Raw genomic sequence first — 26274 nt, forward strand, 5'->3', positions numbered from 1 at the left:
CAAGCCGTGGCCTTTTGTATCGACTTTACAACTAATACAACTGAACGGTGCGAGCGCGAATGTCCGGCTAGCGGGCTGATGCCGCCGGGACCTTCTTTGCGTCCTGAACCTTCCGAAGTTCGTGTCCGGTGTAAACCTGCCGTGGGCGCGAGATCTTCTGCTCGGGGTCACGCATCAGTTCATCCCATTGCGAGAGCCATCCGGCGGTACGCGCGATGGCGAAGAGGACGGGGAACATCTCCGGCTTGAATCCCATGGCTTGCAGGATGATGCCCGAATAGAAGTCCACGTTCGGGTACAGCTTGCGTGCAACGAAGTACTCATCTTCAAGCGCGATGCGTTCGAGTTCAAGCGCGATGTCGAGGCGGGGATTGCGTCCGGTGACCTCGAAGACCTGCGTTGCTACCTGCTTAATGATGCGGGCGCGCGGGTCGTAGTTCTTGTAAACGCGGTGTCCGAAGCCCATGAGCTTGCCGCCTCCGCCTTTGACCTGCGCGACGAAATTGGGGACATTACCAACCGTTCCGATTTCGTCGAGCATACGCAGCACGGCTTCATTGGCGCCGCCGTGCAATGGCCCGCTCAGCGCGGTTGCTGCCGCCGACGTGCAAAGGTACGGATCTGCCTGGGTACTGCCGACGCTACGCATGGTGTTGGTGCTGGCGTTCTGTTCGTGATCCGCGTGCAGTACAAAGAGAATGTCCAGCGCGCGGGCGAGCACGGGGTTGGCCACGTACTTCGGCTCGACCATCTTCCACATCATGTTCATGAAATTGCCGGTGTAGTCGAGATCGTTGTCCGGAAAGACGTACGGAAAACCGAGGCGGTGCCGATAAGAAGCGGCGGCAATGGTCGGCATCTTGGCAATGAGGCGAACGATCTGGCGGCGCCGGACAGCGGGGTCTGTGACCTTGGCAGCTTCCGGATAGACAGCGGACAGCGCAGCAACGGTGCTGCACAGAATCGCCATCGGGTGCGCATCGTAGCGGAAGCGCTGAATGAACTCGCGTACCGTCTCGTGCAGCATGGAGTGGCGCGTAATTTCGTACGCCCACGCTCCGCTCTGTTCTCTTTCGGGCAGTTCGCCGTTGAGCAGCAGGTAGGCAACGTCCAGGAAGGTGCAATGCTCAGCGAGGTCCTCGATGCTGTAGCCGCGATAGCGCAGGATTCCGCGATCACCGTCGATGTAGGTAATAGAGCTTTTGCAGGAGGCCGTGTTAGTGAAGGCGGGGTCGTAAGTCATAAGGCCGAAGTCGTCAAGGTCGGTCTTGATCTGGCGCAGATCGATGGCTCGGACGGTGCCGTTCTCGACGGGGAGCGAGTAGTTGATGTTAGTGCGATTGTCGATGACCGTTAGGGTGTCGTTCTTCATCACGGTTCCTCCTGGGGCACTGCTTGCTTGATGCGCGACATACACGAACGAACCGTATGGCGCGTGGTTCTGGCAGGGATGCTCGGCATCCCGGTTTAATGAGTTCGATTCGTACAGGTCTGCGGACCGGTCCCCACGGATCCAGCGCAAGCTTATGGTGGCGACCGTTACAAAGACACGAACGTTTTTGCGAATGCCAGCAAATCCGATGGCGGCAAATTCTGGTCGAATTGCGCACGAGATTCTGTGAGCGCCATCACTACTTCTAGTGACGTTCAATTCATATCACATCATCCGGGCTGCGTAACCCGGCTTTGTCAATTGCCGGCGTTTCGAAGTCCTTTACTAAGTAGTCATGAATACAAACTGCTAGCCGGAGTAAAATTTCCACCCGCCTCCGGTCGCCGCCGGGCTATGGGCTGGGCTGTCCGGATTCGCGCTTTTCGTCGACCTCGGTAACTTTCCTCCGCGCCAGTGTTGCAGGAACATTGAGCTTCGCTCGGCGTATGTCGTGCCGTGCTCAGTTGGCGCTAAACGTGCAATTTAAGTGCGTTGTTTATGTTTGGAGGGCAAGAATGCGACGGAAATTATTGTGGATGTCGGTGGCGGCCGTGTTAACGATCGCTATCGCCGTGGGTTGCGGTGGTGGTGGCGGTTCTACTAGTACGCAGATGGCTAGGGTGAATCTATCTCTCAGCGATCCGCCGACATGCGCGGGGCCGAGTGGTGCTTTCGGGCATGTGTACGTGACGATCAAAGACGTGAAGATCCATACCAGCGCGTCGGCAAATGAGAATGATGGCGGCTGGGTGGACCTGACGCCGGATCTGAGCAAGGCGCCACAGCAGGTCGACCTGCTCGGCATCGCAAACAACAATTGCTTCCTGGCTATGCTGGGTTCGCAAACAGCGTTGCAGCCGGGCACGTATCAGCAGATAAGGGTTTACCTGGCGGACGATGCGGCGGCGGGAACAATTACGGGCAACAAGTGCAACGGCGCGGCGAACTGCGTTGTACTGGCGGCGGACAACAGCGTGCATGCGCTGGACCTCTCGAGTGAATCGCGCACAGGAATCAAAATTCCTTCAGGGCAGCTAGCCGGGGGCAAGTTCGTTATTGCCGCGGGCGAGACGAAAGATTTGAACATCGACTTCGACGCGTGCGCCTCAATTGTGTCGCAAACTGGCGGGCGCTTCCGGCTGAAGCCGGTTCTACATGCCGGCGAAGTTAAGCTGACGTCCAGTTCCGTGAGCGGCAAACTGGTGGACCAGACGACGAATGCGCCCATCGTAGGCGGCAAGGCGATCGTGGCGCTTGAGAGCCGCGATGCCAGCGGAGTGAATCGCGTCGTCATGCAGGTGACGCCGGACGCGAGCGGCAATTTTGTTCTTTGCCCAGTTCCCACGGGTACGTATGACGTGGTGGCGGTTGCGGTGAGCGGCTCGGGAGTCGCCTATGCGGCTACGGTCGCAACGGGAGTGCAGCCCGGCAATGCCTTGGGGAATATTCCCATGGTGGCACAGACGGGCACGAGCACGGCACCCGCTTCGATCACAGGGCAAGTGACAACGACGAAGGGAACAGCGACGGTTGCGGACGTGACGCTTGCGACGTTGCAGTCGATCACGGTGGGCGGCACGACGGTGAACATCGTGGTTCCCCTGGCTCAGCAATCTTCGGCAACGGCGACGGTGCCGACCACTACGGATGCAAGCTGCCCGGCCAACACCGCATGTGCGAGCTACACGCTATCCGTTCCGGCAATGCAGCCGAACGTCGGCACGTTCGCAGCCGCTGGGACGACATACACGCAGGCGACGACGACGCCAGTGGCGTACTCAGTGAACGCACGGGCTTTCGTACAGGGTTCCGGTGCTACGCCCGACTGCTCGCCTTCCGAGGTCACGGTTGCGACACTAGCAGGCGGAGGCGCGCTGACGGTGACGCCAGGAGCGAGCTCGGCGGCGTCAACAGGGACGTTTACGGGATGCCAGTAGAAGTGAATCGCTGAAGACGGTGAAACGGGAATAGGGGGCACGGAGAAATCCGTGCTCCCTATTTTTCAGAGGCAGATTTCGCGGCAGCAGGTGAGCCGGAGGAGGTTTTTGCCTCGGACTTCGATTCAGGCTTCGCCGCAGACTTCGAGTCTGAGCTGGAAGCGTTGGCTTCGATCTTCGAGCCATTCGATCCGCTGGAACCCTGGCTGGAGTTCTTCTTGGCGTAATCGGTCACGTACCAACCTGAGCCCTTGAACTGCACGGCAGGGGCGGAGATCATCTGCTCGACCTGTTCTTTGCCACACTCCGGGCATTTGGTGACGAGCGGATCGGAAAATTTCTGGATCTTTTCAAAGCGATGTTGACAACTCTTGCACTGGTACTCGTAAAGCGGCACAGAGACTCCCTCAAAAGCGATAGAACAAGCGTTCCACTGTAAGCGGCTACTCACTTTGATTCTAGGTCGATGAGAGTTGGGCGTCAATTTAGGGGGCAATCGCACGGCAAGGCGAGGTGCAGCAGTGGTAAACTTCGCGGCAATGGCGAACAATGGTTCCAGCCCGCAGCGGCAGCCGAAGAGTCCGGCGCTGTATCTTGTTGCCACACCCATCGGCAACCTGGAAGACATCACATTCCGCGCCGTGCGTACCCTGAAGGAAGTGGACCTGATCGCCTGCGAGGATACTCGGCAGACGCAGAAGCTGCTGAACCACTACGATATCGAGAAGCGCTGCATCAGCTATCACGAGCACAACGAACTGACACGTGCGGCTGAGTTGATCATGCAGTTGGAGCAAGGCTCGTCGATCGCGATGGTGACGGATGCGGGCATGCCCGGCATCTCCGATCCCGGCTTCCGGTTGATCTCGCTGGCAATTCGGCATCACATCCCGGTGGTGCCCATCCCGGGTGCGTCGGCATTTCTGGCGGCACTGGTCGCGAGCGGCCTTCCGACCGACGCGTTCCGCTTCAGCGGATTCCTGCCGGTGAAGAGCGGACAACGCCGAAAGTTGCTGGAGAGCGTCAAAGATTCGCCACGAACGCAGATTTTCTACGAAGCTCCCCATCGTTTGCTTGACTCGCTGGAAGATATCGCCGACGTGCTAGGTCCGAATCGACATGTAGTTGTCGCACGGGAAGTGACGAAGATTTACGAAGAGTTCCTGCGCGGACAGGTGGCCGAGGTGCTGGAAACACTGAAAGCGCGCGATGAGATTCGCGGCGAGATCACACTGCTGATCGGAAAGGCCGAGGACCAGGGTGCGCCTGTCGTCACGCAGAAGAATGTGCGCCAGCGCGTTCGCGAGCTGATGAAGACTGAAGACGTCGATGAAAAAGAAGCGATGAAGCGCATCGCTAAAGAGATGGGCGTCAGCAAGAGCGAAGTCTATCGGGAGTTACAGAAGACGAAGCAGTAAGCTGCTGAGCTACTGATCTGTTAGGCCGCTCGACTTTGTCTTCCTGAGCGAAGGGCGTAAGCCCGAAGTCGAAGGATCCCTTTTGTCAGCTCCGTGCAGATGAAAGGGGTTCTTCGACTCCGCGACTGCGTCGCTTCGCTCAGAAGACAACGAACCTGAACTTCTCAGTAGCTCAGGAGCTCAGCAGCTCAGAGACTGCGACGTCCTATTGGCCGGACGAGTGGTCGTGAATGATCTTCCAGCCCTCTGGAAACTTCCTCATGATAAGCGTGAACACGCCGTGAGGTTCTCTGGTAGTCAACCTCAGGTGCCAACGTCCGCGCACAAGAGCGGTGTCGGCACTGAGGAAATTGACGTTGATCTCCGGGAAGTCGAGTTTGCCCATCTCGCGTCCGGGACTCTGGTAGATGCGCCTGTAGTGATCGAGAATCTGCTGGTATCCCTTGGTAAACGAGGCACCCCCGCCGAAGGTGACGTCCGGCGAGTTCCAATAGATTTCCATGTAGCCTTCGAGACTGCCTTTGTTCCACTCGGCGGTAGATGAGTTGAGGGCATTGCGGATTGCCTGCTGCTCTTGCGCATCCGCCTGTGTGGTGTGTTGAGAAGGGGTTGCGGCCGCCGGCGTCTGCTGTGCCGCAGCGTCGAAAACCAATGTAAGGACGACTGAGATAAGCGCTATGCGCAATAAAACCTGCATGTTTTCCCCCTGCTGACGTTTTGCAACTTATCCTTCTGCCCGCACAGGATAGTACCGGAAATACGAATTTCATCCTATACGTCTTTGGGAAGAGCAGATTGAGCAGGAAGTTTGGACAGATGACATTGACGAATGATTCGCGATTGCTGTAGGTTTTGCCGCTATGCTTCGTCTGCGCGGCGAAGGTGCTGGTCGCCCCCAACGGGCGGAACGCGAGCTTGTTTTGCGCTGTGACGGAGCAGTACTTGCGGTTGAGTGATACAGTGTTCGCTCATCGGGCCCGATTTGCGAAGCGAGTTAACCACCATGTCTAAGCCAGTTCCGGTCGGCGCGCGTGGAATTTGCGAAGAACGCGTGAAATTTGAAAACACTTTGACGGCCCACCATCATGAGCTGCCGCCGGTCTATTCCACGCCTGACATGATCCGTCTCATGGAGACCGCGGGTTTCCATGCGTTGAAGCCATTCTGCGAAGAGGGCGAGATCAGCGTAGGCACAGCCATCAACATTGAGCATCGGGCGCCTGCGGGAGTGAACACGGTAGTCAAAGCCGAAGCTGTGGTGGAGTCGTCCGACGGCAGGTTTTATGTGCTGCGAGTGACTGCGCGCGACGATCAGCAGGAGATAGGACGAGGCACGATCACGCGGGCCATCGTGAGCACCGGGAAATTTCTGGAAAAGTACGGCATCACAAAAGACTGATTCGCAGCATCGTGCGCGATCACATCCACAACAACGCTTGCATAAGGCTTGCCTGCCATTGGTGAAACCTGGCCCTCGCCGGAAAAATCGTTTGAACCCCGCTCGCTAAAAATCTCCTGCATTTTTTTGCTACTTTCCTCTGCAACCAGCATCTCTTGTTTAGCTGTACACGCATGTAGTTGTGTCCCTCCGCTGGTACGCATTGCGCAAGGGACGGTGCGTTGGACGTACGTTAATGCCCGGCGGCCTGTGGGGGGCCGCCGGTTAGTTTGCTGTCTGCGACGGGGAGAGCCGCTGAATGCTTCAGATGTCGCGTAAGTGTGTGCCGTACACGCCGATGGCGTCACGGCTAGCGGATCTGAACATTGCGATTGTTTCTTCCACCGGCATCTACCTCGAAGGCCAAACCCCGTACAACAACGAAGGCGACGATAGCTACCGCGTGCTGCCGGGCGACATGAACGTTGCCGACATTCGGTGGAAGCACGGTCACTACGACACCTCGAACGCGGAGCGCGATCCTAATGTCGTGTTCCCGATCGAGCGCCTCCGAGAACTGGCGGCGGAAGGCGTCATCCGCGGGGTTGCGAATAAGCACATCGGTTTCAAAGGTTTTTCAATGGACCTGAAGCGCCGGTACGAGCACCTGGCGCCGGCAATCGCGAACGAGATCGAGCGATCGCAAGCGGACGCGGTGCTGCTGACGGGCGGTTGACCGGTCTGCCATAGGGTCATCGTTGCGGTGCAACGAGAGATTGAAGCTAAGGGTATTCCGACCATGCTTATCACGGTCGTTCCGGCGGAATCGCGAGTTATGCGTCCGCCCCGCGCCATCTCTCCAAAAGGGCATCAACTGGGGCGCGTTCTGGGTGATGCTGGCGATGTGGGACGGCAGCGGCGCGTGCTCATGGAGGCCTTGAGCAGGCTCGAGCAACTCGACCTGCCCGGCAGCATCGTCGAAGTAGAACTCTGACGAGCCCGCTGCCGCACTTCTGAGAAGTTGTTCTGGAAGTAAAACTCTGCACCGCCGGCCAGGTCAGCCGATGACAGCCATGAACCGGGTCAAACAAAAATTCATCGGCGTCGCTGTGAAGAAGCTGCATCTAGGCATCAGCACGCCTGAAGGACGGATCGATGCGAAAGCTGTCCTTGCCAGCCTGGTTACCTATTCACGCCGATTGGATCCGCCACTTCACGCGAGTCCAGCTTCGGATCATTGCCATTGTGACGACGTTTCTCTGCTTCGCGCTCCTGGAGATGATCCACTGGCTTGTGGCTCCGAGATGGCGTCTTGAGGGCGACTATGTCCTCCCGGATATCGTCGCCTCCCTGCTGCTAGGTATTTTGGTATCACGAGTTTTATCGTTGGCGTGGGAGCGCCGGCAAATGTTGCTGCAGCGGCTGGATGTGATCGCCGAGATGAACCACCACATTCGCAACGCGCTCGAGATGATCAATCTCTCAGCCCACCAGACGCATGATCCTGAGGCCATCAAGCGCATTAGCGAGGCGTCGAACCGCATACAGTGGGCGTTGCGCGAGATACTACCTCAAGACGTGCAAGACCAAAAGGATGGGCAGTTGCAGGAACGACGCAACGCGGGGCGGCGCAACCACTGAGTCTTATACAATCCAAGACAATATGTCCTTTCGCTTCCAGGTAGAAGCCACGTGCGGGGCCGCGCGCGCCGGCCGTTTTGTAACGCCTCATGGCGAGGTGGAAACGCCTGTCTTTATGCCTGTCGGCACGCTCGCGACAGTGAAGGCCGTGCCCCAGGACGTACTTGAGGAACTCGGCGTACAGATCCTGCTGAACAACACTTATCATCTCTATCTGCGACCGGGAGTGGAGCAGGTTCGGAAGCTCGGCGGGACGCACAAGTTCATGTCGTGGGATCGCTCGATTTTGACTGACTCCGGCGGCTTCCAGGTATTCAGCCTGAGTGAGCTTCGCAAGATCAGTGAAGACGGAGTGGCTTTCCGCTCGCACCTGGACGGCTCATCACACTTCTTCAGCCCGGAAAGTTCTATTGCGGCCGAGATCGGATTGGGCGCCGACATCATCATGGCGTTCGACGAATGTACGGAGTATCCGGCGGATCGTGCGCGGGCACGGCACTCGATGGAGATGACGTCGCGCTGGGCGCGTCGCAGCAAAGACTACTTCGAAGCACACAAGCACGAGGTCCCGTGGTTTGAAGAGAAGGCGCTTGAGCACGGCTCCACGCAGGAGCAGGCACTATTCGGAATTGTGCAGGGCGGAATGTACACGGATCTCAGGCGCGAGTCGGCCGAGCGAACCGTCGCCATGGATTTTCCGGGATACGCTATTGGCGGCCTCAGCGTCGGTGAGCCGCGTGAACAAACGTGGGATGTGGTCAACGCCACGATTCCGCTGTTGCCGTCCGACAAGCCGCGCTATGTGATGGGCGTGGGCACGCCGGAAGAAATCGTTCAATATGCGTCCATGGGTGTGGACATGATGGATTGCGTTCTGCCGACGCGCGCAGCGCGGCATGGATTGCTATTTACGTCCGAGGGCAAGGTCAATATCAAGAACTCGCGCTTTGCGCTGGACCAAGGGCCAATCGATCCGAATTGCGAATGCAAAGTTTGCCGGCGCTACACGCGAGCGTACCTTCGCCACCTGTACGCTTCGAACGAGTCTCTGGCCCAAGTGCTAAACACCGTGCACAACCTTGCCTATTACCTTGACACTATGCGCCGGGTGCGGCAATCTATCCTACTTGGGGAGTTTGCAAGTTCCCGTTCTGCTGTTGAAGCGCGGCAGTCAGATGCTGATTAAAGCAGTTGGCTGTTGCGGACCCAGAGTGATGACTCCGGTAACGGCATAGCGCGAAACCTATGGCGACCACCCACCGAGCGAATGCTTGGCGGGACCCAGCTTAACCGCGAGCCAGCTTGCGGGAGAGTTTCAGGCGGGTACCCGCCCGGGTGCTTCAAGTCCCCTTTTACAACGAGAAAAGAATAAGCCAGTCTCCATCCGTGCCATCACCCCGGGCCTGTTCTCGGGTGCGCTGATGGCAGGAGGCTGGGATACATAGCTCGATTCTAAGTGAAAAACACGCCATATCCCGGTGAGGGCCCTGAGCGGTCCGGTTACGAAAACGGGTAAACTGGCTGGAGTGTACGCTCGAATGACAAGTTACTACGCAATGCTGATGCAGCAATCGGGAAGCGGGGGCGGGCTGATGATGTGGCTTCCGTTCATTTTCATTTTCGCCATCTTCTATTTCCTGATGATCATGCCTCAGCAGAAGCGACAGAAGAAGTGGCAGCAAATGCTGAGCAATCTGAAGAACGGTGACAAAATTACGACCAGCGGCGGGCTGCGCGGTACGATCATCGCGCTCCGGGACGACTCGGTGCACCTGCGGGTGCCGCCGGATAATATCAAGGTCGAAGTAACCCGGTCCTCCATTGTTTCGGTTGCACAAGACGAAGTTATCAAGTCTCAGTAGGTGGTCGCGGTTTCCATGAAGAAGAACCTGCTCTGGAAAACAGTATTCATCGTTGTAGTTTTGCTGGTCTTTGTGTACGGCATTTTTGTCGGCAGAGACCCTGCGCGCAGCCTCAGTGCCATCAAGCAAAACGGCCTGGTTGCAGGGCTCCAGCAGAGTATTCATCTCGGACTGGATCTGAAGGGTGGAACGCACCTTATCCTGCAGGTCATGGTCAATGACGCCGTCAACGCCGACAGCGATCAGGCTATCCAGCGACTCAAGGAAGACCTGAAGCAGGCGAACGTTCCCTTTGGCGATATCACCAAGGGGGATCCGGCAAATGCTCCCGATCGCATAGCGATCAAAGGCGTTCCCCCAGAGTCCTCGGGCGAGCTGCGCCGTGTCGTACAGGAGCGCCTGCAGGAATACGATCTGACTTCCGGCACCGAGAATAGCTGGACCTTGGCCATGAAGCCGAACGTGATGAGCGATCTTAAGAATCGCGCGGTCACGCAGGCCATCGAGACCATCCGAAATCGAATTGATCAGCTTGGCGTCAGCGAGCCGACCATCCAGGAGCACGGATTGGGCGAGCACCAGATTTTGGTGCAACTCCCCGGCGTGGATGACCCCGCGCGCGTGAAAGAGATTATGCAGTCCACGGCGATGCTGGAAATCCGGCAATCGTTGGGAGGTCCGTATTCGAGCGAGCAGGATGCGATGTCGGCACACAATGGCGTCCTTCCCCCCGACACCGTCCTGGTGAAGGGGCGCAGCTCTCGTGGCGGCTCGCAAGAAGGTCCGCAGGACGTGTATTACCTGCTTTCGCGCGCTTCCGCGGTGACCGGACGCGACCTGCGTTCTGCTCAGCCCGGACGTGACGAGAATGGTCGTCCCGACGTCATGTTCAACCTGACCGGAGAAGGTGGCCGGCGCTTTGGTGCGTTCACGGGCGCGCACGTAGGCGATGCGCTCGCCATCGTGCTCGACAACAAGGTGCAGGAAGTCGCGAACATCCAGGAACAGATTCGCGATCAGGGTCGCATCTCTGGCAGCTTCACCGAGCAGCAGGCACAGGATCTCGCGATGGTGTTGAGATCCGGCGCACTGCCGGCCGGTATTCGCTACCTGGAAGAGCGCACGGTTGGTCCGTCGCTCGGCGCTGACTCGATTCGGCAAGGTGTGCGTGCCGCTCTGTACGGCATGATCGCCGTCATGGTGTTCATGCTGATCTACTATCGCGGTGCCGGCATCAATGCCAATTTGGGCCTGGTTCTGAACCTCGTGATCCTGCTCGGATTTCTCGGCTTCACCGGCGCGACGCTGACGCTTCCGGGAATCGCGGGAGTGATCCTGACGGTAGGCATGGGCGTGGACTCGAACGTTCTCATCTTCGAACGCATTCGCGAGGAACTGAGGAACGGCAAGACGCCGCCCAGCGCAGTGGAGCAGGGATTTGCGCACGCATGGTTGACGATCATCGACACGCACGTGACGACGATCGTATCGGCGGCCATCCTGTTTATCTTCGGCACCGGTCCGGTTCGTGGTTTCGCCGTAACGTTGACCTTCGGTCTTCTGGCGAACCTGTTCACCGCGGTCTTTGTGTCGCGCGTGATCTTCGACAGCATCGTGAACCGTCACCAACGCGGTGAGGCTCTGAGCATTTAAGCATCTCGGCCGAGCCGGGCGGCTCGGCCAGGCCCCCGCCTGGCAGCGCCCGCCGGGGAGCATTACAGAAAAGTTCTCGAGGGTTCTAACGTGGAGTTATTTCGCAACCCGAATATCGATTTCCTTAGCAAGAAGTGGGTCTTTGTTTCCCTGTCGCTCGCTCTCATGCTCGTCAGTATCGCCTCGATGGGCATTCGATACGCAAAGACCGGATCGATTCTTCCATGGGGCGTGGATTTCAAGGGCGGCACGCTGGTTTATGTAAAGTTCACCAGTACTCCGAACGAAGACCATATCCGCGCGGCTATGGATCGCGCCGGTCTCCGGAATGCCCGCATTCAGCGCTATGGCCTCGCCGCAAACAACGAAGTGCTGATCGCTCTCGAGCAGAAGGAAACCACGGAGCAGGCGCTAGACCAGGGCAAGAACCAGATCATCAAGGCCCTTGACACGAATACACCGGAAGGCAAGCTGGACCTTAACAACATAGGTTACAGCAGTTTGCACCGGTACCTGCTTGAGAAGGATCCAATGCGCGCCGGCACGAACGCCGAGCAGACTTATAGCGAGTTAGCCCGCACCATCGTTGACTACCGTGACAAGACTCGCGGTGGCGTCCTGAACTCAGTGGGCGATATCGCGGGCGTGGTTCCTGCCCAGGTTACGCAGCTACTTCAGGCCGACTTCTTCACGTCGGGATTTGGCGTCAGAAACGTCGAGATCGTTGGCCCGCAAGTCGGAGCGCAGCTCAGAAAACAGGCCCTGCTCGCGACCCTCTACGCGATGCTGGGCATGCTCGCGTACCTGTGGTTCCGCTTCGAGTTGATTTACGGTGTGGCCGCGGTGGCAGCCGTTTTCCACGACACCATCATCACCTTGGGCGCGTTTTCGTTGCTGAATATGGACATCTCGCTGACGGTGATCGCCGCGATCCTTACGTTGGTCGGCTACTCGATGAACGACACGATTGTCGTATTCGACCGTATCCGTGAAAACGTGAAGACGCTACGACGCGAGAAGCTGGGGAACATCGTCAACCAAAGCATTAACCAGACGTTGAGCCGAACCGTCCTGACCTCCGGCCTGACGTTCCTGACCGTGCTTTCCTTGTTCCTGTTCGGGGGTGAGGTGCTGCGGGGCTTTTCTCTCGCCCTCGTTATCGGCATGCTGATTGGTTCGTATTCCTCAATCTTTGTTGCCTCGCCGATGCTTGTGGCTTACCAGGAGTGGCGCGCCGGGCGTAGCGGCCGAGCGGGTAAGCCAACGCCTCCGGAACGTCGCGAGCGCGCGAAGGCGAAGGCATAGCAAAGCACTGTAAGTGCAGAGGTTTAACCGTGGACGTGCCAGTCGGGCGTCCGATAGCAATGTTCGAAGCAGTCACTGGGTTGCGAGATGAAGCTGCAGCTCAGGGCCATGTGCACATTTTTACGGAATCTTGCGATTTTGGGAGCAAAGTGCACAGGCTTGGTGTCTAAGAAGTTTAGTAGGACGGAGAAACAGGCTTATGTTTGAAGATAGCCTTCTGGAATCGGGCGGAAGAATGACCAAGAGGAGCCCTTGGACGACGCTGCTGTCGTTCATGCTTCAGGTGCTCCTGATCGGCGTTCTGGTCCTCATCCCCCTGATCTATACCGAAGCACTTCCAAAGCAGCAGTTGATGACGTTCCTGGTGGCCCCGCCGCCGCCGCCGCCGCCGCCTCCGCCTCCGGCGGCCAGCGCGCCGGTTGTCCGGGCCGTCAAGGTTCAGAGCGAAATCAGCGACGGACAGTTGCGAACCCCGACCGCGATTCCTAAAAAGATCGCGATGATTAAAGAAGAGGAAGCCCCGCCGCCGAGCAGCGGTATGGGCGGTGTCGTTGGCGGTGTCCCGGGTGGTGTCCCGGGTGGCCAGTTGGGTGGCGTGATCGGCGGTATCATCTCGTCAACAACGCCCGTTGCCGTCCCCAAGATTGCGGCTCCGGAGCGCGTCCGCGTTTCGCAGGGCGTTTCGGAAGGTTTGCTGATCCACAAGATCACGCCGACGTATCCGCCACTGGCGCGTCAGGCCCGGATTCAGGGATCGGTGGTGCTCCAGGCTCTCATCAGCAAAGACGGCAGCATTCAAAACCTCCGTGCAGTGTCTGGGCATCCTATGCTGACGCCCGCAGCGATCGATGCTGTGAAGCAGTGGCGTTACAAGCCCTACTATCTGAACGGCTCCCCGGTTGAGGTGGAGACGCAGGTAACTGTGAACTTCACGCTCGCTGGCGGTTAAACCCGGGCTACCGCGAGTTTGCTTTTGCAAGCGGTGCTCAACGATAGCCGCTCCGCACCGGACCGGAAAATGCCGCGAGGCGAGACCTTCCCAAGTGCTGGCGCATTTCGAATGTGATGTAGGCGAGAGTCACTCTCGTAAAAAGTTTGGATAGAGTTCTGAGGAGGAAAATCAACTCATGCTTTTCGCTAACCTTGCAACCGTCGTTTATGGCAACGCTCACACCGTTGCTCTCTGGATGTTCCAGGAAGCCCAGGTAGGCTGGGATCCAATTTCCCTGTGGAAGCAGATGGGCTGGCTGGCCCGCATCGTCGTCATCGTCCTGTTCATCATGTCCGGCTGGTCGATTGGCGTCATGATTGATCGCGCGATGGCGTACAGCGCCGCCCGCAAGCAGTCGCGCACGTTCGCTCCGGCCGTTGCCGGTGCCCTGCGCGAAGGCAAGATCGATGAAGCGATCAAGGTCGCCGAACGCAACAAGAAGAGCCATCTGGCGAAGGTCGTCACCGCTGGCCTTCAGGAATTCAAGGCTCACGGCGAATCGACGGAAATCCCTGGCGAGCAGGTTGAAGCCAGCAAGCGCGCCCTCGAGCGTGCCGAAGCCATTGTTCACGCCGAGCTGAAGCGCGGCCTGGGCGGCCTGGCAACGATCGGTTCCACGGCTCCGTTCGTGGGTCTGTTCGGTACCGTGGTCGGCATTCTGAACGCCTTCCAGAGCATCTCGAACGCTAAGACGACCGGCCTTGGCGCCGTCGCCGGTGGTATTTCGGAAGCCCTCGTAACGACCGCTATCGGTCTGTTCGTGGCTATCCCGGCCGTTTGGATGTTCAACTATTTCACCAACCGCGTAGAAGCGTTTGACGTGGAAATGGACAACAGCTCGAGCGAGTTGATCGACTATTTCTTGAAGCGTCGCAACGTTCGCCGGTAACGTGATCGTCTTGTTGGGAGAGAAGTAATGGCAAAAAGCGACAAGAAGAGGGGCGGAGGAGACGTCAGCTCGGACATCAACGTAACACCGATGGTCGACGTGATGCTCGTGCTACTCATCATCTTCATGGTCATCACGCCAATGCTCCAAAAGGGCGTCAGCGTGGATCTGGCGAAGACCGACAATCCGGTACAGATGCCCGACGCGGACAAAGAAGACTCACTGCTGATTGCAGTTATGAAGGACGGCACGATCTTCTTCGGGTCGGACAAGATTGCTGCAGACCAGCTCACCGCCAAGGTCAAAGACAAGATTGGTACGATGACCGACAAGCGGGTGTTTATCAAGGCCGATGCGCGCGCCAAATACGGTGCAGTTGTAGAGGTCGTTGACAACGTCCGCTCAGCAGGTGTGGACACGCTAGGTCTTCTGACCGAACAGCGAAAGTCGGGCATGATGGCTCCTCCGCCGACCGGTGCTACCGGCGGCGCTGCGCAGTAGAGAGGCTTTTACTATGTCTATGAATGTTGGAGGAGGGAAGGGTGGTCCCTCCGCAGATATCAACGTAACCCCTTTGATCGACGTTCTGCTGGTGCTGCTGATCATCTTCATGGTCATTACGCCACTGACGCCGAAGGGTCTTGACGCGCTGGTACCTCAGCCGCCGAAGAACCAGAATGCACCGCCTCCGCAGGGCGACCGCACGATCGTGGTGCAGGTCTTGAAGTCGTCGGGCGATCGTCCGGCGCTCAAGATCAACCAGGACGACGCGACGTGGGAAGACATACAGGGCAAGCTCGCTGACATCTTCAAGACGCGCGCCGAGAAGGTCATGTTTGTCAAGGCGGATACGGATCTGCCGTTCGCTGACGTTGCCCAGGTAATCGATAAGGGGCACGCGGCGGGCGTTGACAAGGTTGGTCTGATCACGGCCAGGATCGAAGCAGGGCAGTAGTCGCGCGCACTCCGGGCCTGTCCGCGTTGGTGCGGGTCGGGACCGGTTGCGCCGCGGCATCGGGCCGAGCCGCGGCAATCCCTGAGTAAAGAGCAGTCGCCAGCGGTGTGTAGAGGCGCCTGAGCTGCGGGCGAACTGACCCGGAATTTGTAACGGAAGGTGATTTCTCATGAGCAGAAGCGTACGAGTGCTGGTTGGCCTTGTGGTCCTGATGGCGCTGCTTGGGGCGTCTGGTTGTACCAAGCTGAAAGCGCGCGACCAGTTGAACAAAGGCGTCCAGTCTTATAAGAACGCCCGTTACGAAGAGGCGATCGAGCACTTCAAGAATGCTGTTGCATACGATCCGACCCTGATCAATGCTCGTCTCTACCTCGCGACGGCCTATGCCCAGCAATACATCCCCGGTGCCGACACGGAAGAGAACAACCGCTTCGCGCTGTCCGCTATCGACGAGTTCAAGAAGGTTCTTGACCAGAGCCCCGCGCGTGAGGCACAGGTCGGTAGCCTGAAAGGTATCGCCTCGCTGTACTTCAACATGAAGAAGTTGGAGGAAGCGAAGGAGTACAACCGCAAAGTGACAGAACTGGATCCGAACGATCCGGAAGCGTATTACTCCATCGGCGTTATCGACTGGACGCAGACCTACGCGCCGCGCATGGAAGAACGTGCAAAGCTGGGTCTGTCACCGACAGACGACCTGAAAGATAAGAAGGTTTGCGCCCTGCTTAGGGACAAGAACCAGGCCAAGGTCGACGAAGGCATCCAGGCTCTGGAAAAGGCTCTTCAGTTGCGCCCGGATTATGACGACGCGATGGCGTACATGAACCTGATGTACCGCGAGCGCGCAGACTACGAGTGCGATGATCCGTCCGCCCGCGCCGCCGACAAGAAGACGGCAGATGAGTGGGTTGACAAGACCATGGCGACCAAGAAAGCCAAGGCTGAAAAGCAAGGTGCCAGCGGCATCGTGATGGAGCAGTCGCAGTAACACCAGTTGCGCTCCTGCGTGAGCGCTTTGGCGAGTCGCGCAACCGCAAGGCTGCGCTGCGAAAGACACAGTCAACGAGCGAGCCACCCCTCGTCCGTAAGATGTACCTCCTCAGAACAGAGCCCCTCGGCAGAGGGGCTCTCGTTTTTGGCGGCGGCCGCGCATTGATGTCCCGTAGGCTTGTGGACGGCGCTCTGGATTAGAATCGCACTCCTTGTTACCATCCTAATCAGCTTCCCGATTGTTTAAGCCGGGTGCACGGAATCGCCTGTTCGTGGGGTACTGGGGATCGCCGTCATGTTCAGCAGAATTCTGATCGCCAACCGCGGTGAGATCGCCGTGCGTGTAGTCCGTGCTTGTCGCGAGATGGGCATCGAGTCGGTCGTCGTGTTTTCGGACGTTGACCGGCGCTCGCTTGCGGTTCGCAAAGCGGACCATGCTTATCACCTCGGCCCGGCGCAGGCGAGCGACTCCTACCTGAATATCTCCAAAATTCTCGATGTCGCGCGGCGCAGCGGCGCGCAGGCCATTCATCCTGGCTATGGATTTCTTTCGGAAAATCCACGGTTCGCGGCGTCATGCGCGGAGGCGGGGATCAAGTTTATCGGTCCGAGCGCGGCCGCGATGGAGATGATGGGCTCGAAGACCCGCGCGCGCCAGGCAATGAAAAAGGCCGGCGTACCGTTTGTTCCCGGCTCGGAGAAAGGCCTCGACTCATTCGAACAGGCGGAGCGGTTGGCCGAACAGATCGGCTACCCGGTGATGTTGAAGGCTGCCGCAGGCGGTGGCGGAAAAGGCATGAGACTGGTGCACTCGCTAGGGGAGTTGCGCTCGGCACTGGACGGAGCGCGGAGCGAAGCGCAGCGCGCCTTTGGTGACAACGAAGTTTATATCGAGAAGTATATCGAGAACCCAAGGCACATCGAGATGCAGGTGCTCGCCGACGAGCACGGCAATACCGTGTATCTGGGAGAGCGCGAGTGCTCTGTCCAGCGGCGTCACCAAAAAGTCCTGGAGGAGTGTCCTTCGCCGATCGTAGACCCCGATATGCGGCGGCGCATGGGCGAAGTGGCCCTTCGAGTGGCGCGGGCGTCCAACTACACGAATGCAGGCACGGTCGAGTTCCTGGTCGACGAACAAAAGAATTTCTACTTCCTGGAGATGAATACGCGCTTGCAAGTTGAGCATCCGGTCACGGAACTTGTGACGGGTCTGGATCTTGTTCATCTCCAAATTCGAATCGCGGCCGGCGAGCCACTCCCGTTTACGCAGGAGGACGTCAAGCTGCGCGGCCATGCAATCGAGTGTCGCGTGTATGCGGAGGACCCGGACAACAATTTCTTTCCTTCGCCTGGGCGCATCACGCGGCTCATTTCACCGTCGGGACCGGGCATACGGCGCGATAGCGGGATGTATGAAGGGTGGAACGTGCCGGTTGAATACGATCCGCTCCTCGCGAAGCTGATCGGCTACGCATCCTCTCGTGAAGAGGCAATCGCGCGGCTGCAACGCGCCCTGATCGAGTATTTTGTCGGCGGGATCAAGACCAACATTTCTCTATTCCCGCGCATTCTGGGCGATCCGGAGTTCCGTGCGGGGAAGGTAAATACAGGATTTCTCGACCGCCTGTTGAAGGAGCCTGTTCCGCAGTTGGATGCGCACGATGAGGAAGTTCAGATTGCAGCAGTAGCGGCAGCTATCTTCGCGGCGTCCGCGCCCGACGACCGGCGAACCGTGAATGCCGGTGCCCCCGGCGCATCTGTCAACGGACAGCGGCCCGCGGATTCGTCCGGTTGGAAGCGTACGGGGCGTGTCGAAGCTATGCGCGGCGTTTAGCATTAGGAGCACATGGATGACCTACGACGTCGTAATCGATGGAGTTACGCATCGGGTGCAACTGGAGAAAGGCGAGAGCACGTGGTTGTGCCGGGTCGATGAGCGTGAGCTCGAAGTGGATGCAGCTCTCACGGCACGTGACGTTCTGTCGGTCATCCTTGGCGGGAAGGCTTACGAGATAAAACGCGAACGCTCGCTCACCGGCGAGATACATATGATAGTAGGATCGGCGCGCTATGCGGCCGAGGTGCACGATCCGCGTTCGCTGCGAAGCCGCCGTGCCGCCGCCGGCGTGGGGGAAGGTCCGCAGAAACTGCTCGCGCCGATGCCAGGCAAGGTGGTTCGAATCCTAGTCGCTGAGAAGGACGAGGTCAGGGTCGGGCAAGGCTTGATCGTTGTGGAAGCGATGAAAATGCAGAACGAGTTGAAGTCGCCGAAAACGGGCATCGTTCAAAAGATCATGGTGGCAGAGGGCGCGAACGTAAATTCTGGAGACGGGCTGGCCATCGTGGAATAACCTCGCTTTCGCTCGCTCTCTTGTATATAAAACCGTAGAATGCAAAACAAAACCGCTCCGTTGCCGGAGCGGTTTTGTTGTCAGTGACGTGTTCGGTACGAACTACTTCGACGCCGAGTTCTTCAGAATGACGTCGGCGAGGTAGTTGTCGATCGAAGCATTGTTGTGCAGCGACTCGTAGTACGCAGCTTTCAGCAACTGCTCGCGCCGGTCTCGAAGCTGTTCGCGGATAGCCTGCTGAACGCGCGGGTCGTTGATCTCGCGCTGTCCCGCGGGTTCTTTGGAAAGCAAGCGAATGACGCGATACCCATAAATCTTTCCGCTTTGCGGCTCGGTTGCAGCGAGCGCGGCCGTGTACTGGCCGGGCTTGAGCCGCGAAATGGCTTCGAACGCCTGCTTGTCGCCCTTCATGGACGACTCAGGGACGAAACCAAGATCGCCGCCATTGGCTGACGTCTCCGGCTGCTCGCTGTAGTTCATCGCGACCGACCCGAAATCCTCGCCGCTGTCGAGGCGATTCACGATCATCTGGATCTTCTTGCGGGCCTCGGCTTCGTTCTGCGCCTTGTCGTTCTTAAGATTGCGGACCTGCGGGTTGGGCTGGCTCGTTACCAGGATCTGGGCCAGATGGTACTGCGGCTCTATCAGGTTGAACTCGGCCTTGTGCTGGTTGTAGTACGAAGAGATATCGCCGTCGCTGATGTTGATCTTCGACGTGATTTCCTTGTTCAGCACCTTGTCCACGGTGATGGAGCGGCGAAGGTCGCGCTTGAAGTCCTCGGTGGAGATGTTGCGCTCTTTGAGGCGCTTGTCGAATTCTTCCTTGGTGTAGGGCGCCTTAATCTCGTTCAGCTTGCTCTCGACCTCTTCGTCGGTGGCAAGCAGCCCGAGCTTTTCGGCGCGCTGCATCAGGACTTCATTATCGATAAGTTCGCGCAGGATGCTGAGCCGCAGGCTCTGCGACTGTTCCTCCGAGGGCTGCTGTGGCGAGCCTTCCGTCTGGTTGCGATAGTACTTATCGACTTCCGTTCGCGTGATCTTGCGTCCATTAACGCGTGCGAGTACTTCATCGCCACCCTGTTTGCCGGGGCAGCCAAGCAGGCTGAACATTGCGACAGCAGCGAAGAGCAGCGAACCTGAAGTGGCGACACGTACGGATTTAGCAGTGCATCTCAAAGTGGATCCTCCCACAGACCCTAGATTATGTTGGCTCGTCACGCGCCTCCTGGTCGGCACGGAGATACCCGCAGTTACTTCCCGGCGGCAGGTGCGGCCATGCTGGCCGCAGGCGCTTGCTCGCCGACATCGCGCAATGCCTGATCGATGACAGCCTTCAGTTCCGGCGCTGGAACTGCGCCATCAAGCTTGATCCCATTTACGAAGATGGCAGGCGTCGCGTTCACTCCAACGCTCTCGGCTTCCTTAACCGACGCCTGGAGCGCTTCGCTGGGCTGTTCCTTCACACACTGCTGGAGCTTCGCAAGGTCAACGCTGTGCTTCTTGCCGAATTCCATGGTGATGCGATCAAGTTCGGCAAACTGGTTTTCCATCGGGCGCTTGTCGCCGCTGACGGCCTTGCCATTGTAGTGGAGGTAATCAGCCAAATCCCAGTATGCGCCGTTGTTCTGCTGCGCAAGGCATGTCGAGTTGATGGCGGCGCGCCCAGCCCAGGGATGAATCTCAAACAGCGGGTAATCTTTATAAACCACTTTCACGCGGTCGCCATAGGTCTTCATGACATCGTTAAAGATCGTGGCGTGCATGCGCGTGCAGAACGGGCACTGGAAGTCGTCGTACACAACGGCGACCACTTTGGCGTCTTTGGCTCCACGCCACGGGCGGCCCTTAATGTCGATCTTCTCCATGACTTCGGCGTAAGGATCTTTGGTGAGATCGAGCTTGGTCATGGAGATCAGGGTCTTGCCGTCTTTCGATATCAGGAACTCATGCGTCTGCTTCTGCTCGCCGCTAATGAAGTCAAGGTTCACGGCGTCGTAATTAGGGAACTCGCTCGCCTTGCGAGGGCTCACCTGTACCTTCACGTAAGCCGGAATTCTGAAACTGGCCCGAACCTGCTTCTCGATCCGCCGGTCAAGCTCAGGCGCGGACGACTGCGCCGAGCAGCCCAGACAGAGTAGAGCCACCAACACAAACAAACGCCGTAACATAAACACTGCAAACCGCCTGAAGTGGAGAGACATGGACTGTTGATTATCTCACGCCGGCGTTCTGCGGGACAGGATTTAAGGGCCTGTTCAGGGCTCCGAGCGCCGGACGCTGGAGATCGTTTCGATTGGCAATAGCGCGTTCATCGATCCGGACCGGAAGCCTTCCAAATCGAGCGTGACGAACTTGAATCCAAGAGACTTGAAAATACGGGTGAACTCGGCGGCCATTTCGGGGGAGAGGGCGCGTGGAAGTTCATCGGGCGCTATTTCTATGCGGACGATGTCACCGTGGTGTCGCACGCGGAACTGCCGGAAGCCGAGGGAGCGCAGCGCGTCTTCTCCATGCTCAACCTGCAATAAGGCTTCAGGAGTGACAGATCGCCCGTACTCTATGCGGGACGATAAGCAGGCGGCGGCAGGTTTGTCCCAGACGCTGAGGGAGGCGGCGCGGGCAAGCGCGCGTATGTCTCCCTTCGTCAACCCAGCCTCAAGCAAAGGGGCGGAGACTCCGTGTTCCCGGGCAGCCTGCTGGCCAGGACGGTAATCGCCCTGGTCGTCAACGTTTACCCCATAGGCGACGGAGTTGAATCTGTTCGAATCCCTGTATTGCTCCATTACGCCGAACAGCTCGTCCTTGCAGTGGAAGCAGCGGCGACCGTCGTTGCGTACGTAGTCTGGCCGGTCCATCTCCGCAGTGGCGATGACCTGTACGGGAAAGTTCACCTCTTCGGCGAATGCGAGCGCTTCGCGCAACTGCGTCCGCGCCAGGCTGGGCGAGTCGGCAATGACTGCGAGCATGGCGTCGCCGAGCGCCTGCCGAGCTGCCCACGCGAGGTAGGCTGAGTCCACCCCGCCGGAATAGGCGACCAGTAGGCGACCAAGCGAGCGCAGGTGCTCGTAAAGCCGAAGCTGCTTGTGGCGTAGTTCCTCAGAAATAGTGATGGGCTCAGACGACATACCAGTATGTTACGACAAGCGGACGGCGGACGGCAGACCTCGGACGGCAGCGCAAGACCTCAGAGAAAGACGGCAGACAAATCACAACCAAGACGGCAGGCGCTGACGGCAAATGCTGCGCATCGGCGGTGACGTTGGCACAACCTGACCTGCGACATCGGAGGACGACGGGCATTCCGAAGTAAGATTCCAAATCCGCCATCTCACCTCTTCGGATTTGCGTATCTTAGACTCCCGTCTGAAGTCCGCCCTCTGTCGTCTGAAGTCTGCCGTCCGCCTTCTGGGTCTAGCGTCTAACGTCCGCCTTCTGCCCTCGACTCCATTCGCGGATTGAGCGGATTTCATCTACGGGAATGTGGAGGTACTCCAGGAACTCCTGGTGTTCCTCCGGTGCGTTCTGCTCAAACTGCACATGCCAGCGATGCATATCGTCGTCGCTGAATCCGGCGGCACGCATAATGGATACCCACTTTTCTTTTGTGATCACGTCTGTCCTCCATAGAGACTCGTCGGCTTTCAAGAGCCGAAGAATCGCTGTTTGATGTTCCCGAAGTGCCTCAATCTCCTTGTCCAACTCGACCAACCGCCGCTTGAGGACCGCCGACGCGTCGTTGATATGGGAGTCAAGGAGCGTGCGGATGTCATCCAGTTTCAGTCCCGCATTCCGATACGCGCAAATCTGCCGCAAACGTTCGAGTTCTCTTTCGGAATATTTGCGGTAGTTGCCGTTGGAGCGGAAGGCAGGGACAAGAAGCCCTATGGACTCGTAGTACAGAACCGTGGTTCGGCTGAGTCCGCAGCTTCGAGCGAGTTGTGAGACCGTAAGCATCGGAGGACACTTACTTTGAACCCTACAGCGATAGACAGGTCAAGAAGTAATTGGCACCAATTTACCAGAGGCGCAAAAGCAGATCCTTCACTTCGCTCAGGCTGACACCTCTGTTTTCTACGCGTGGATAGATTGCGTTTAGCGCATTCAACACCAAGCTGTCACAGGCGCGGACGCCGCCTTTGATCGTAGATCAGATAGTCGTAGATCAAACGACGACTACAACCACGTGGCTGTCACACGTTGTGCCGGGGACGAAGTTCACATTGACGAATGAGTTCAGCAAAAATTGATTGCTGATGTCGCCGCAGAAGTTGAAATCCCTTGCAGTACCAGCATTGATCAGCGTAACGAAAGTGATATCCGTGTGGCCATCGATGACCGTGAGGCGGACGATGCTGACGGAGCCTGTCGCAAAGCCCACACGGGAATTGGCCGACGTGAAGCCGCCGACAAATACGCCATCGCAGCTTGAAGCGCCGAGAACGACAGCGAGAAGAAGAATAGAGGCGATTGTCTTCACAACACACCCGCCCGAACTCTCACATCTTATTCCGAATCCAGAGCTGAAGGGCCACCACGAGGGAACGTGGTGGCCCGAACGGGTTGAGGAATGCAGTGCTGATTTAGAGTTTTAGATCCTTGAGCCAAGTTCGGAGTGGGCCACCAAGGTCGGGGCGCTTGAGCGCAAACTCGACGGTCGCCTTCAAGAACCCAAGCTTGTCGCCCGTGTCATGGCGCTTACCTTCGAAGGTGTAGCCGTAAATCTTTTCTGTCTTCAGCAGCTCGCGAAGGCCGTCCGTGAGTTGCAGTTCCCCTCCGGCCCCGAGCGGCGTTCGTTCGAGCGCGCCGAATACGCCGGGCGTAAGCACATAGCGTCCGATGATAGCGAGGTTCGAGGGCGCTTCTTCCGCCTTTGGCTTCTCTACAAGGTTCTTCACTTCATAGAGGCGGCCGTCCCAGGGTGTTCCATTCACCGGTTCGACATCGAGCACGCCGTAAGCTGATATTGCCTTTCCATCAACGATCTGCGTCGCGATGACAGACGATTGCGTCTGGTTGAAGATGTCCACCATCTGCTTAAGGCATGGCACTTCGGAGTCCACGACGTCATCAGCAAGGAGGACGGCGAAGGGTTCGTTGCCCACCAACTCTTTCGCCATGAGGACGGCATGTCCGAGGCCGAGCGCCTCTTTCTGGCGCACGTAGGCTACGTGCACCATGTCGGAAATTTGCCGCACGATGGTGAGCAGATCCGTTTTGCCGCGCTCTTCCAGCATCTTCTCGAGTTCGTAACTGACATCGAAATGATCTTCGATTGCATTCTTGCCGCGACCGGTAATGATGAGAATCTGGTCGCAGCCAGAGGCCATGGCTTCTTCGACGCCGTACTGGATGATCGGCTTATCGACAAGCGGCAGCATCTCTTTGGGCTGCGCCTTGGTTGCGGGAAGGAAGCGGGTGCCGAGTCCGGCTGCGGGAAAAACTGCTTTGCGTACGCGCATTGACATAAAGGCGTTATGTCTTCCTTAAGTTCTAGTGCGGTTCCGATTAGAACAGCTCAAGCCCGAGCAGTTCAGTGATCAAAGCAGTTATTCAACACCCAGAATGGCAGGCTGACAACTCTGAGATGCTGCTCGGGCGTGCTCTCCCTTCAAATGCGCCTTTCGGCTGATGCTAAAGCGTGGGCGAGTTGTCGCCGAGCATTGACTTGCGAATCAACTTGAGGGGCGCGACACCCTGCTCCATGAGCTGATCGTGGAACTCCTGAAGGCTGAACTTGGCGCCACGCTGTTTCTTGTAGTCTTCGCGGAGCTTGATGATCTCGAGCTTGCCAAGTGTGTACATGAGGTACGTGGGATCAGAGGTGCCGCGCCTGGCTTCACGCACGGCGCTTGCGCGCGGTTGATAGCCTTCCTTCACGAAGAACTCAACGGCCTGGTCGTAGGTCATCTGGCCGGTGTGCATCTCGATGGCGGCCACGTAGCGAGCGTTCCGGAGCAGCGCGTCCTGTAGCTGTCCGAGGCGCAGCTTCTGGAATTGCTTATCGTCGGCTTCGGGCAGAGTTGAGGTGCGGCCATACCCTTCGTCCAGCATCATCTGCTCTGTGTAGTGTGCCCAGCCTTCCACGTTTGTACCGGAAAAGTGCGCGCCCGTTGTGCTGAGGTCGAGCGAGAGAAATTGGCGGATCTTCGACGGCACGCGCGCGTTCCAAAGGTACTGTTCGTAGTGGCCCGGAAACGCTTCATGAATAGCCGTGCTTGTGATGACGCCATAGTTGAAAACGGCCATATGTTCCTCAATCTGCTGCGGCGTCCAGTTCTTTTCCGGAAGCGTCACATTGAAGAAAGCCTCGCGAGCGCGTTTCTCGAACGGGCCGGGCGTGTCCATGGAGGCGAAGGTAAGGGCGCGCATAAAAGCGGGCGTCTCCTCCACGATGGGCATGGTGTCTGCCGGCGTGGTCATGATGTGTTTCTCACCAATGTACGAGCGCAAGCCAGCGAGCCGGTCGCTGAAGGTCTTGAGCAACTGGTCGGGCGCCGGATGCTCCGATTCAAGCGCAGCGAGTACCTGTTGCGGCGTCTTGGACGGATCGATGCGCGCGGCAGTTTCCTTTGCGAGTTGCTGATTGCGCAGCAAGTCGTCGTAACCGATCTGCAACAGACGATTGAGCGGTGTGTCTACAATCTCCTCGTAAAGCAACTTCTTGCGATATTTGTCCGCGCCCAGGCGGAAGTTGCCCTTCGAGCGCGGCAGCAGGTTTGCCTTGAGAAACTCGAGATAACCATTGAGCGCCTGCACGACCTGCTGGTTGGCAACGCGGAACTCTGACTGGAGTTTTGCGTCCGTCACGTCGGCGAATGCGGCGGGAACGTCCTTCTCGAAGAAGTTGACGATGCCGGGCAGTTGCTCGATGGCGATCTCGGTGTAGATCCGCGGCGGGTTTTTCAGGTTCGCGCGCGCTTCGGCAAAGATCTTCGGCATCTGGCGCTCGCGTGCGACGAGTGCCGCAAGGCGTTCGGCCTTCGGGGCGAAGTTGCGCCCCATGAGCACGAACGCGCTGTCGGTGGCCACGGCGGAGTAGCGGTCCGGATCGATCTGCCACCACGGATGCGTCTCCAGGTCGAAGATGGCTGCATGGGTTCGCGCAATCATCATCTCCCGATCGGCGGCTGCCACGGGCGAGAGGCCCTTAGCAGGCAACTGCTCGAAGCGCGCCAGCAATTGCTTGTACTCGTCAATCTGTCGCAGTATGCGTTGGCGCGAAAAGTCTTCCATCTCCATGTCGTACTGGTGAACCCCCGCCCGCGTTCCTGCGCTCGGCGTGAAGCGGAAAAAGCTCCGCATGAATTCATCAGCGACTTGCTGGAGTTGCGCGTCGGGGCCAGGTTTCTGCTGCGCTAACGTTGGGGCAGCCATGAACACCAAGAGAGTGGCGATGATGAAAGAGCGCATCGATCTAACCTCAGTTCAGTCGTTTGCTTCACAGCGCTGAATAGCTTGGATGCAAGTAGTAC

The 26274-nt window shown here is 58.1% G+C and carries 27 protein-coding genes; 17 read left to right on the plus strand and 10 right to left on the minus strand.

Features of this window, described 5'->3' with window-relative positions; genetic code table 11:
* Positions 1 to 67 precede the first annotated feature (67 nt).
* Positions 68 to 1372 (minus strand): citrate synthase, encoded by a 1305-nt coding sequence (locus VN622_12090; protein ID HWR36600.1) that lies wholly within the window; start codon positions 1370 to 1372, stop codon positions 68 to 70.
* A gap of 575 nt (positions 1373 to 1947) precedes the next feature.
* Here VN622_12090 and VN622_12095 point away from each other — a divergent pair.
* Positions 1948 to 3369 carry a DUF4382 domain-containing protein gene (locus VN622_12095; protein HWR36601.1) on the plus strand — a complete coding sequence of 474 codons (1422 nt, stop codon included), beginning with the start codon at positions 1948 to 1950 and terminating at the stop codon, positions 3367 to 3369.
* Between the two features lie 58 nt (positions 3370 to 3427).
* Here VN622_12095 and VN622_12100 read toward each other — a convergent pair whose 3' ends face one another.
* A complete protein-coding gene (locus VN622_12100) occupies positions 3428 to 3766 on the minus strand; it encodes a zinc ribbon domain-containing protein (protein HWR36602.1) in 339 nt (112 codons plus the stop codon).
* A 124-nt stretch (positions 3767 to 3890) separates the two neighbouring features.
* On the opposite strand from VN622_12100, the gene rsmI reads away from it, so the two are divergent.
* Positions 3891 to 4787 (plus strand): 16S rRNA (cytidine(1402)-2'-O)-methyltransferase, encoded by an 897-nt coding sequence (gene rsmI / locus VN622_12105; GenBank protein HWR36603.1) that lies wholly within the window; start codon positions 3891 to 3893, stop codon positions 4785 to 4787.
* A gap of 205 nt (positions 4788 to 4992) precedes the next feature.
* On the opposite strand, the gene VN622_12110 is transcribed toward rsmI, so the two are convergent.
* Positions 4993 to 5484, minus strand: coding sequence for a nuclear transport factor 2 family protein (locus VN622_12110; protein HWR36604.1), 492 nt, complete (start codon positions 5482 to 5484; stop codon positions 4993 to 4995).
* A 306-nt stretch (positions 5485 to 5790) separates the two neighbouring features.
* Here VN622_12110 and VN622_12115 point away from each other — a divergent pair, with 306 nt between their 5' ends.
* The 15 genes from VN622_12115 to VN622_12185 all read left to right on the plus strand — a co-directional run bounded on the left by VN622_12115 (position 5791) and on the right by VN622_12185 (position 18802).
* Positions 5791 to 6186, plus strand: a complete 396-nt coding sequence (locus VN622_12115) for a hotdog domain-containing protein (GenBank protein HWR36605.1) — start codon at positions 5791 to 5793, stop codon at positions 6184 to 6186.
* A 298-nt stretch (positions 6187 to 6484) separates the two neighbouring features.
* Positions 6485 to 6901 carry a glycine/sarcosine/betaine reductase selenoprotein B family protein gene (locus VN622_12120; GenBank protein ID HWR36606.1) on the plus strand — a complete coding sequence of 139 codons (417 nt, stop codon included), beginning with the start codon at positions 6485 to 6487 and terminating at the stop codon, positions 6899 to 6901.
* A 27-nt stretch (positions 6902 to 6928) separates the two neighbouring features.
* The gene (locus VN622_12125) at positions 6929 to 7159 is read left to right on the plus strand and encodes a hypothetical protein (protein ID HWR36607.1); all 231 of its coding nucleotides are present in this window, start codon (positions 6929 to 6931) and stop codon (positions 7157 to 7159) included.
* A gap of 161 nt (positions 7160 to 7320) precedes the next feature.
* Positions 7321 to 7806 (plus strand): hypothetical protein, encoded by a 486-nt coding sequence (locus VN622_12130; GenBank protein HWR36608.1) that lies wholly within the window; start codon positions 7321 to 7323, stop codon positions 7804 to 7806.
* A gap of 22 nt (positions 7807 to 7828) precedes the next feature.
* Positions 7829 to 8992, plus strand: a complete 1164-nt coding sequence (gene tgt / locus VN622_12135) for a tRNA guanosine(34) transglycosylase Tgt (protein HWR36609.1) — start codon at positions 7829 to 7831, stop codon at positions 8990 to 8992.
* 352 nt (positions 8993 to 9344) lie between these two features.
* On the plus strand, positions 9345 to 9668 hold the full coding sequence (gene yajC, locus VN622_12140) for a preprotein translocase subunit YajC (protein ID HWR36610.1): 324 nt from the start codon (positions 9345 to 9347) through the stop codon (positions 9666 to 9668).
* Between the two features lie 15 nt (positions 9669 to 9683).
* Positions 9684 to 11321, plus strand: coding sequence for a protein translocase subunit SecD (gene secD / locus VN622_12145; GenBank protein ID HWR36611.1), 1638 nt, complete (start codon positions 9684 to 9686; stop codon positions 11319 to 11321).
* Between the two features lie 90 nt (positions 11322 to 11411).
* Complete coding sequence (gene secF, locus VN622_12150) at positions 11412 to 12626, plus strand: protein translocase subunit SecF (GenBank protein ID HWR36612.1); 1215 nt, start codon at positions 11412 to 11414, stop codon at positions 12624 to 12626.
* Positions 12627 to 12825: 199 nt separating this feature from the next.
* The gene (locus VN622_12155; GenBank protein ID HWR36613.1) at positions 12826 to 13575 is read left to right on the plus strand and encodes an energy transducer TonB; all 750 of its coding nucleotides are present in this window, start codon (positions 12826 to 12828) and stop codon (positions 13573 to 13575) included.
* Positions 13576 to 13753: 178 nt separating this feature from the next.
* On the plus strand, positions 13754 to 14506 hold the full coding sequence (locus tag VN622_12160; protein HWR36614.1) for a MotA/TolQ/ExbB proton channel family protein: 753 nt from the start codon (positions 13754 to 13756) through the stop codon (positions 14504 to 14506).
* Positions 14507 to 14533: 27 nt separating this feature from the next.
* Positions 14534 to 15007, plus strand: coding sequence for an ExbD/TolR family protein (locus VN622_12165; GenBank protein ID HWR36615.1), 474 nt, complete (start codon positions 14534 to 14536; stop codon positions 15005 to 15007).
* Positions 15008 to 15020: 13 nt separating this feature from the next.
* Positions 15021 to 15461 (plus strand): biopolymer transporter ExbD, encoded by a 441-nt coding sequence (locus tag VN622_12170; protein ID HWR36616.1) that lies wholly within the window; start codon positions 15021 to 15023, stop codon positions 15459 to 15461.
* Between the two features lie 169 nt (positions 15462 to 15630).
* Positions 15631 to 16449, plus strand: a complete 819-nt coding sequence (locus tag VN622_12175) for a hypothetical protein (protein HWR36617.1) — start codon at positions 15631 to 15633, stop codon at positions 16447 to 16449.
* Positions 16450 to 16746: 297 nt separating this feature from the next.
* Positions 16747 to 18285 carry an acetyl-CoA carboxylase biotin carboxylase subunit gene (gene accC / locus VN622_12180; GenBank protein ID HWR36618.1) on the plus strand — a complete coding sequence of 513 codons (1539 nt, stop codon included), beginning with the start codon at positions 16747 to 16749 and terminating at the stop codon, positions 18283 to 18285.
* Positions 18286 to 18301: 16 nt separating this feature from the next.
* Complete coding sequence (locus tag VN622_12185) at positions 18302 to 18802, plus strand: biotin/lipoyl-containing protein (GenBank protein ID HWR36619.1); 501 nt, start codon at positions 18302 to 18304, stop codon at positions 18800 to 18802.
* Between the two features lie 102 nt (positions 18803 to 18904).
* On the opposite strand, the gene VN622_12190 is transcribed toward VN622_12185, so the two are convergent.
* From VN622_12190 to VN622_12220, 7 genes are all read right to left on the minus strand, one after another.
* The gene (locus tag VN622_12190) at positions 18905 to 19978 is read right to left on the minus strand and encodes a SurA N-terminal domain-containing protein (GenBank protein ID HWR36620.1); all 1074 of its coding nucleotides are present in this window, start codon (positions 19976 to 19978) and stop codon (positions 18905 to 18907) included.
* A gap of 74 nt (positions 19979 to 20052) precedes the next feature.
* On the minus strand, positions 20053 to 20946 hold the full coding sequence (locus VN622_12195; protein HWR36621.1) for a thioredoxin domain-containing protein: 894 nt from the start codon (positions 20944 to 20946) through the stop codon (positions 20053 to 20055).
* A gap of 111 nt (positions 20947 to 21057) precedes the next feature.
* Positions 21058 to 21927 carry an ATP-dependent sacrificial sulfur transferase LarE gene (gene larE, locus VN622_12200; protein ID HWR36622.1) on the minus strand — a complete coding sequence of 290 codons (870 nt, stop codon included), beginning with the start codon at positions 21925 to 21927 and terminating at the stop codon, positions 21058 to 21060.
* Between the two features lie 286 nt (positions 21928 to 22213).
* The gene (locus VN622_12205; GenBank protein HWR36623.1) at positions 22214 to 22756 is read right to left on the minus strand and encodes a MerR family transcriptional regulator; all 543 of its coding nucleotides are present in this window, start codon (positions 22754 to 22756) and stop codon (positions 22214 to 22216) included.
* Between the two features lie 208 nt (positions 22757 to 22964).
* Positions 22965 to 23279: a hypothetical protein gene (locus tag VN622_12210; protein ID HWR36624.1), complete on the minus strand. Its 315-nt coding sequence runs from the start codon at positions 23277 to 23279 to the stop codon at positions 22965 to 22967.
* Between the two features lie 103 nt (positions 23280 to 23382).
* The gene (galU, locus tag VN622_12215; protein HWR36625.1) at positions 23383 to 24267 is read right to left on the minus strand and encodes a UTP--glucose-1-phosphate uridylyltransferase GalU; all 885 of its coding nucleotides are present in this window, start codon (positions 24265 to 24267) and stop codon (positions 23383 to 23385) included.
* A 166-nt stretch (positions 24268 to 24433) separates the two neighbouring features.
* Positions 24434 to 26212, minus strand: a complete 1779-nt coding sequence (locus VN622_12220; protein HWR36626.1) for a DUF885 domain-containing protein — start codon at positions 26210 to 26212, stop codon at positions 24434 to 24436.
* Positions 26213 to 26274: the final 62 nt, after the last annotated feature.

The sequence above is a fragment of the Clostridia bacterium genome, assembly GCA_035561135.1.
GTDB lineage: Bacteria > Acidobacteriota > Terriglobia > Terriglobales > Acidobacteriaceae > DATMYA01.

Coding starts and splice junctions, on each gene's coding strand:
- VN622_12090 (HWR36600.1), bottom strand. CDS start 1,372: ATGAAGAACGACACCCTAACGGTCATCGACAATCGCACTAACATCAAC.
- VN622_12095 (HWR36601.1), top strand. CDS start 1,948: ATGCGACGGAAATTATTGTGGATGTCGGTGGCGGCCGTGTTAACGATC.
- VN622_12110 (HWR36604.1), bottom strand. CDS start 5,484: ATGCAGGTTTTATTGCGCATAGCGCTTATCTCAGTCGTCCTTACATTG.
- VN622_12115 (HWR36605.1), top strand. CDS start 5,791: ATGTCTAAGCCAGTTCCGGTCGGCGCGCGTGGAATTTGCGAAGAACGC.
- VN622_12120 (HWR36606.1), top strand. CDS start 6,485: ATGCTTCAGATGTCGCGTAAGTGTGTGCCGTACACGCCGATGGCGTCA.
- VN622_12130 (HWR36608.1), top strand. CDS start 7,321: ATGCGAAAGCTGTCCTTGCCAGCCTGGTTACCTATTCACGCCGATTGG.
- tgt (HWR36609.1), top strand. CDS start 7,829: ATGTCCTTTCGCTTCCAGGTAGAAGCCACGTGCGGGGCCGCGCGCGCC.
- yajC (HWR36610.1), top strand. CDS start 9,345: ATGACAAGTTACTACGCAATGCTGATGCAGCAATCGGGAAGCGGGGGC.
- secD (HWR36611.1), top strand. CDS start 9,684: ATGAAGAAGAACCTGCTCTGGAAAACAGTATTCATCGTTGTAGTTTTG.
- VN622_12155 (HWR36613.1), top strand. CDS start 12,826: ATGTTTGAAGATAGCCTTCTGGAATCGGGCGGAAGAATGACCAAGAGG.
- VN622_12160 (HWR36614.1), top strand. CDS start 13,754: ATGCTTTTCGCTAACCTTGCAACCGTCGTTTATGGCAACGCTCACACC.
- VN622_12165 (HWR36615.1), top strand. CDS start 14,534: ATGGCAAAAAGCGACAAGAAGAGGGGCGGAGGAGACGTCAGCTCGGAC.
- VN622_12170 (HWR36616.1), top strand. CDS start 15,021: ATGTCTATGAATGTTGGAGGAGGGAAGGGTGGTCCCTCCGCAGATATC.
- VN622_12175 (HWR36617.1), top strand. CDS start 15,631: ATGAGCAGAAGCGTACGAGTGCTGGTTGGCCTTGTGGTCCTGATGGCG.
- accC (HWR36618.1), top strand. CDS start 16,747: ATGTTCAGCAGAATTCTGATCGCCAACCGCGGTGAGATCGCCGTGCGT.
- VN622_12185 (HWR36619.1), top strand. CDS start 18,302: ATGACCTACGACGTCGTAATCGATGGAGTTACGCATCGGGTGCAACTG.
- larE (HWR36622.1), bottom strand. CDS start 21,927: ATGTCGTCTGAGCCCATCACTATTTCTGAGGAACTACGCCACAAGCAG.
- VN622_12205 (HWR36623.1), bottom strand. CDS start 22,756: ATGCTTACGGTCTCACAACTCGCTCGAAGCTGCGGACTCAGCCGAACC.
- galU (HWR36625.1), bottom strand. CDS start 24,267: ATGTCAATGCGCGTACGCAAAGCAGTTTTTCCCGCAGCCGGACTCGGC.
- VN622_12220 (HWR36626.1), bottom strand. CDS start 26,212: ATGCGCTCTTTCATCATCGCCACTCTCTTGGTGTTCATGGCTGCCCCA.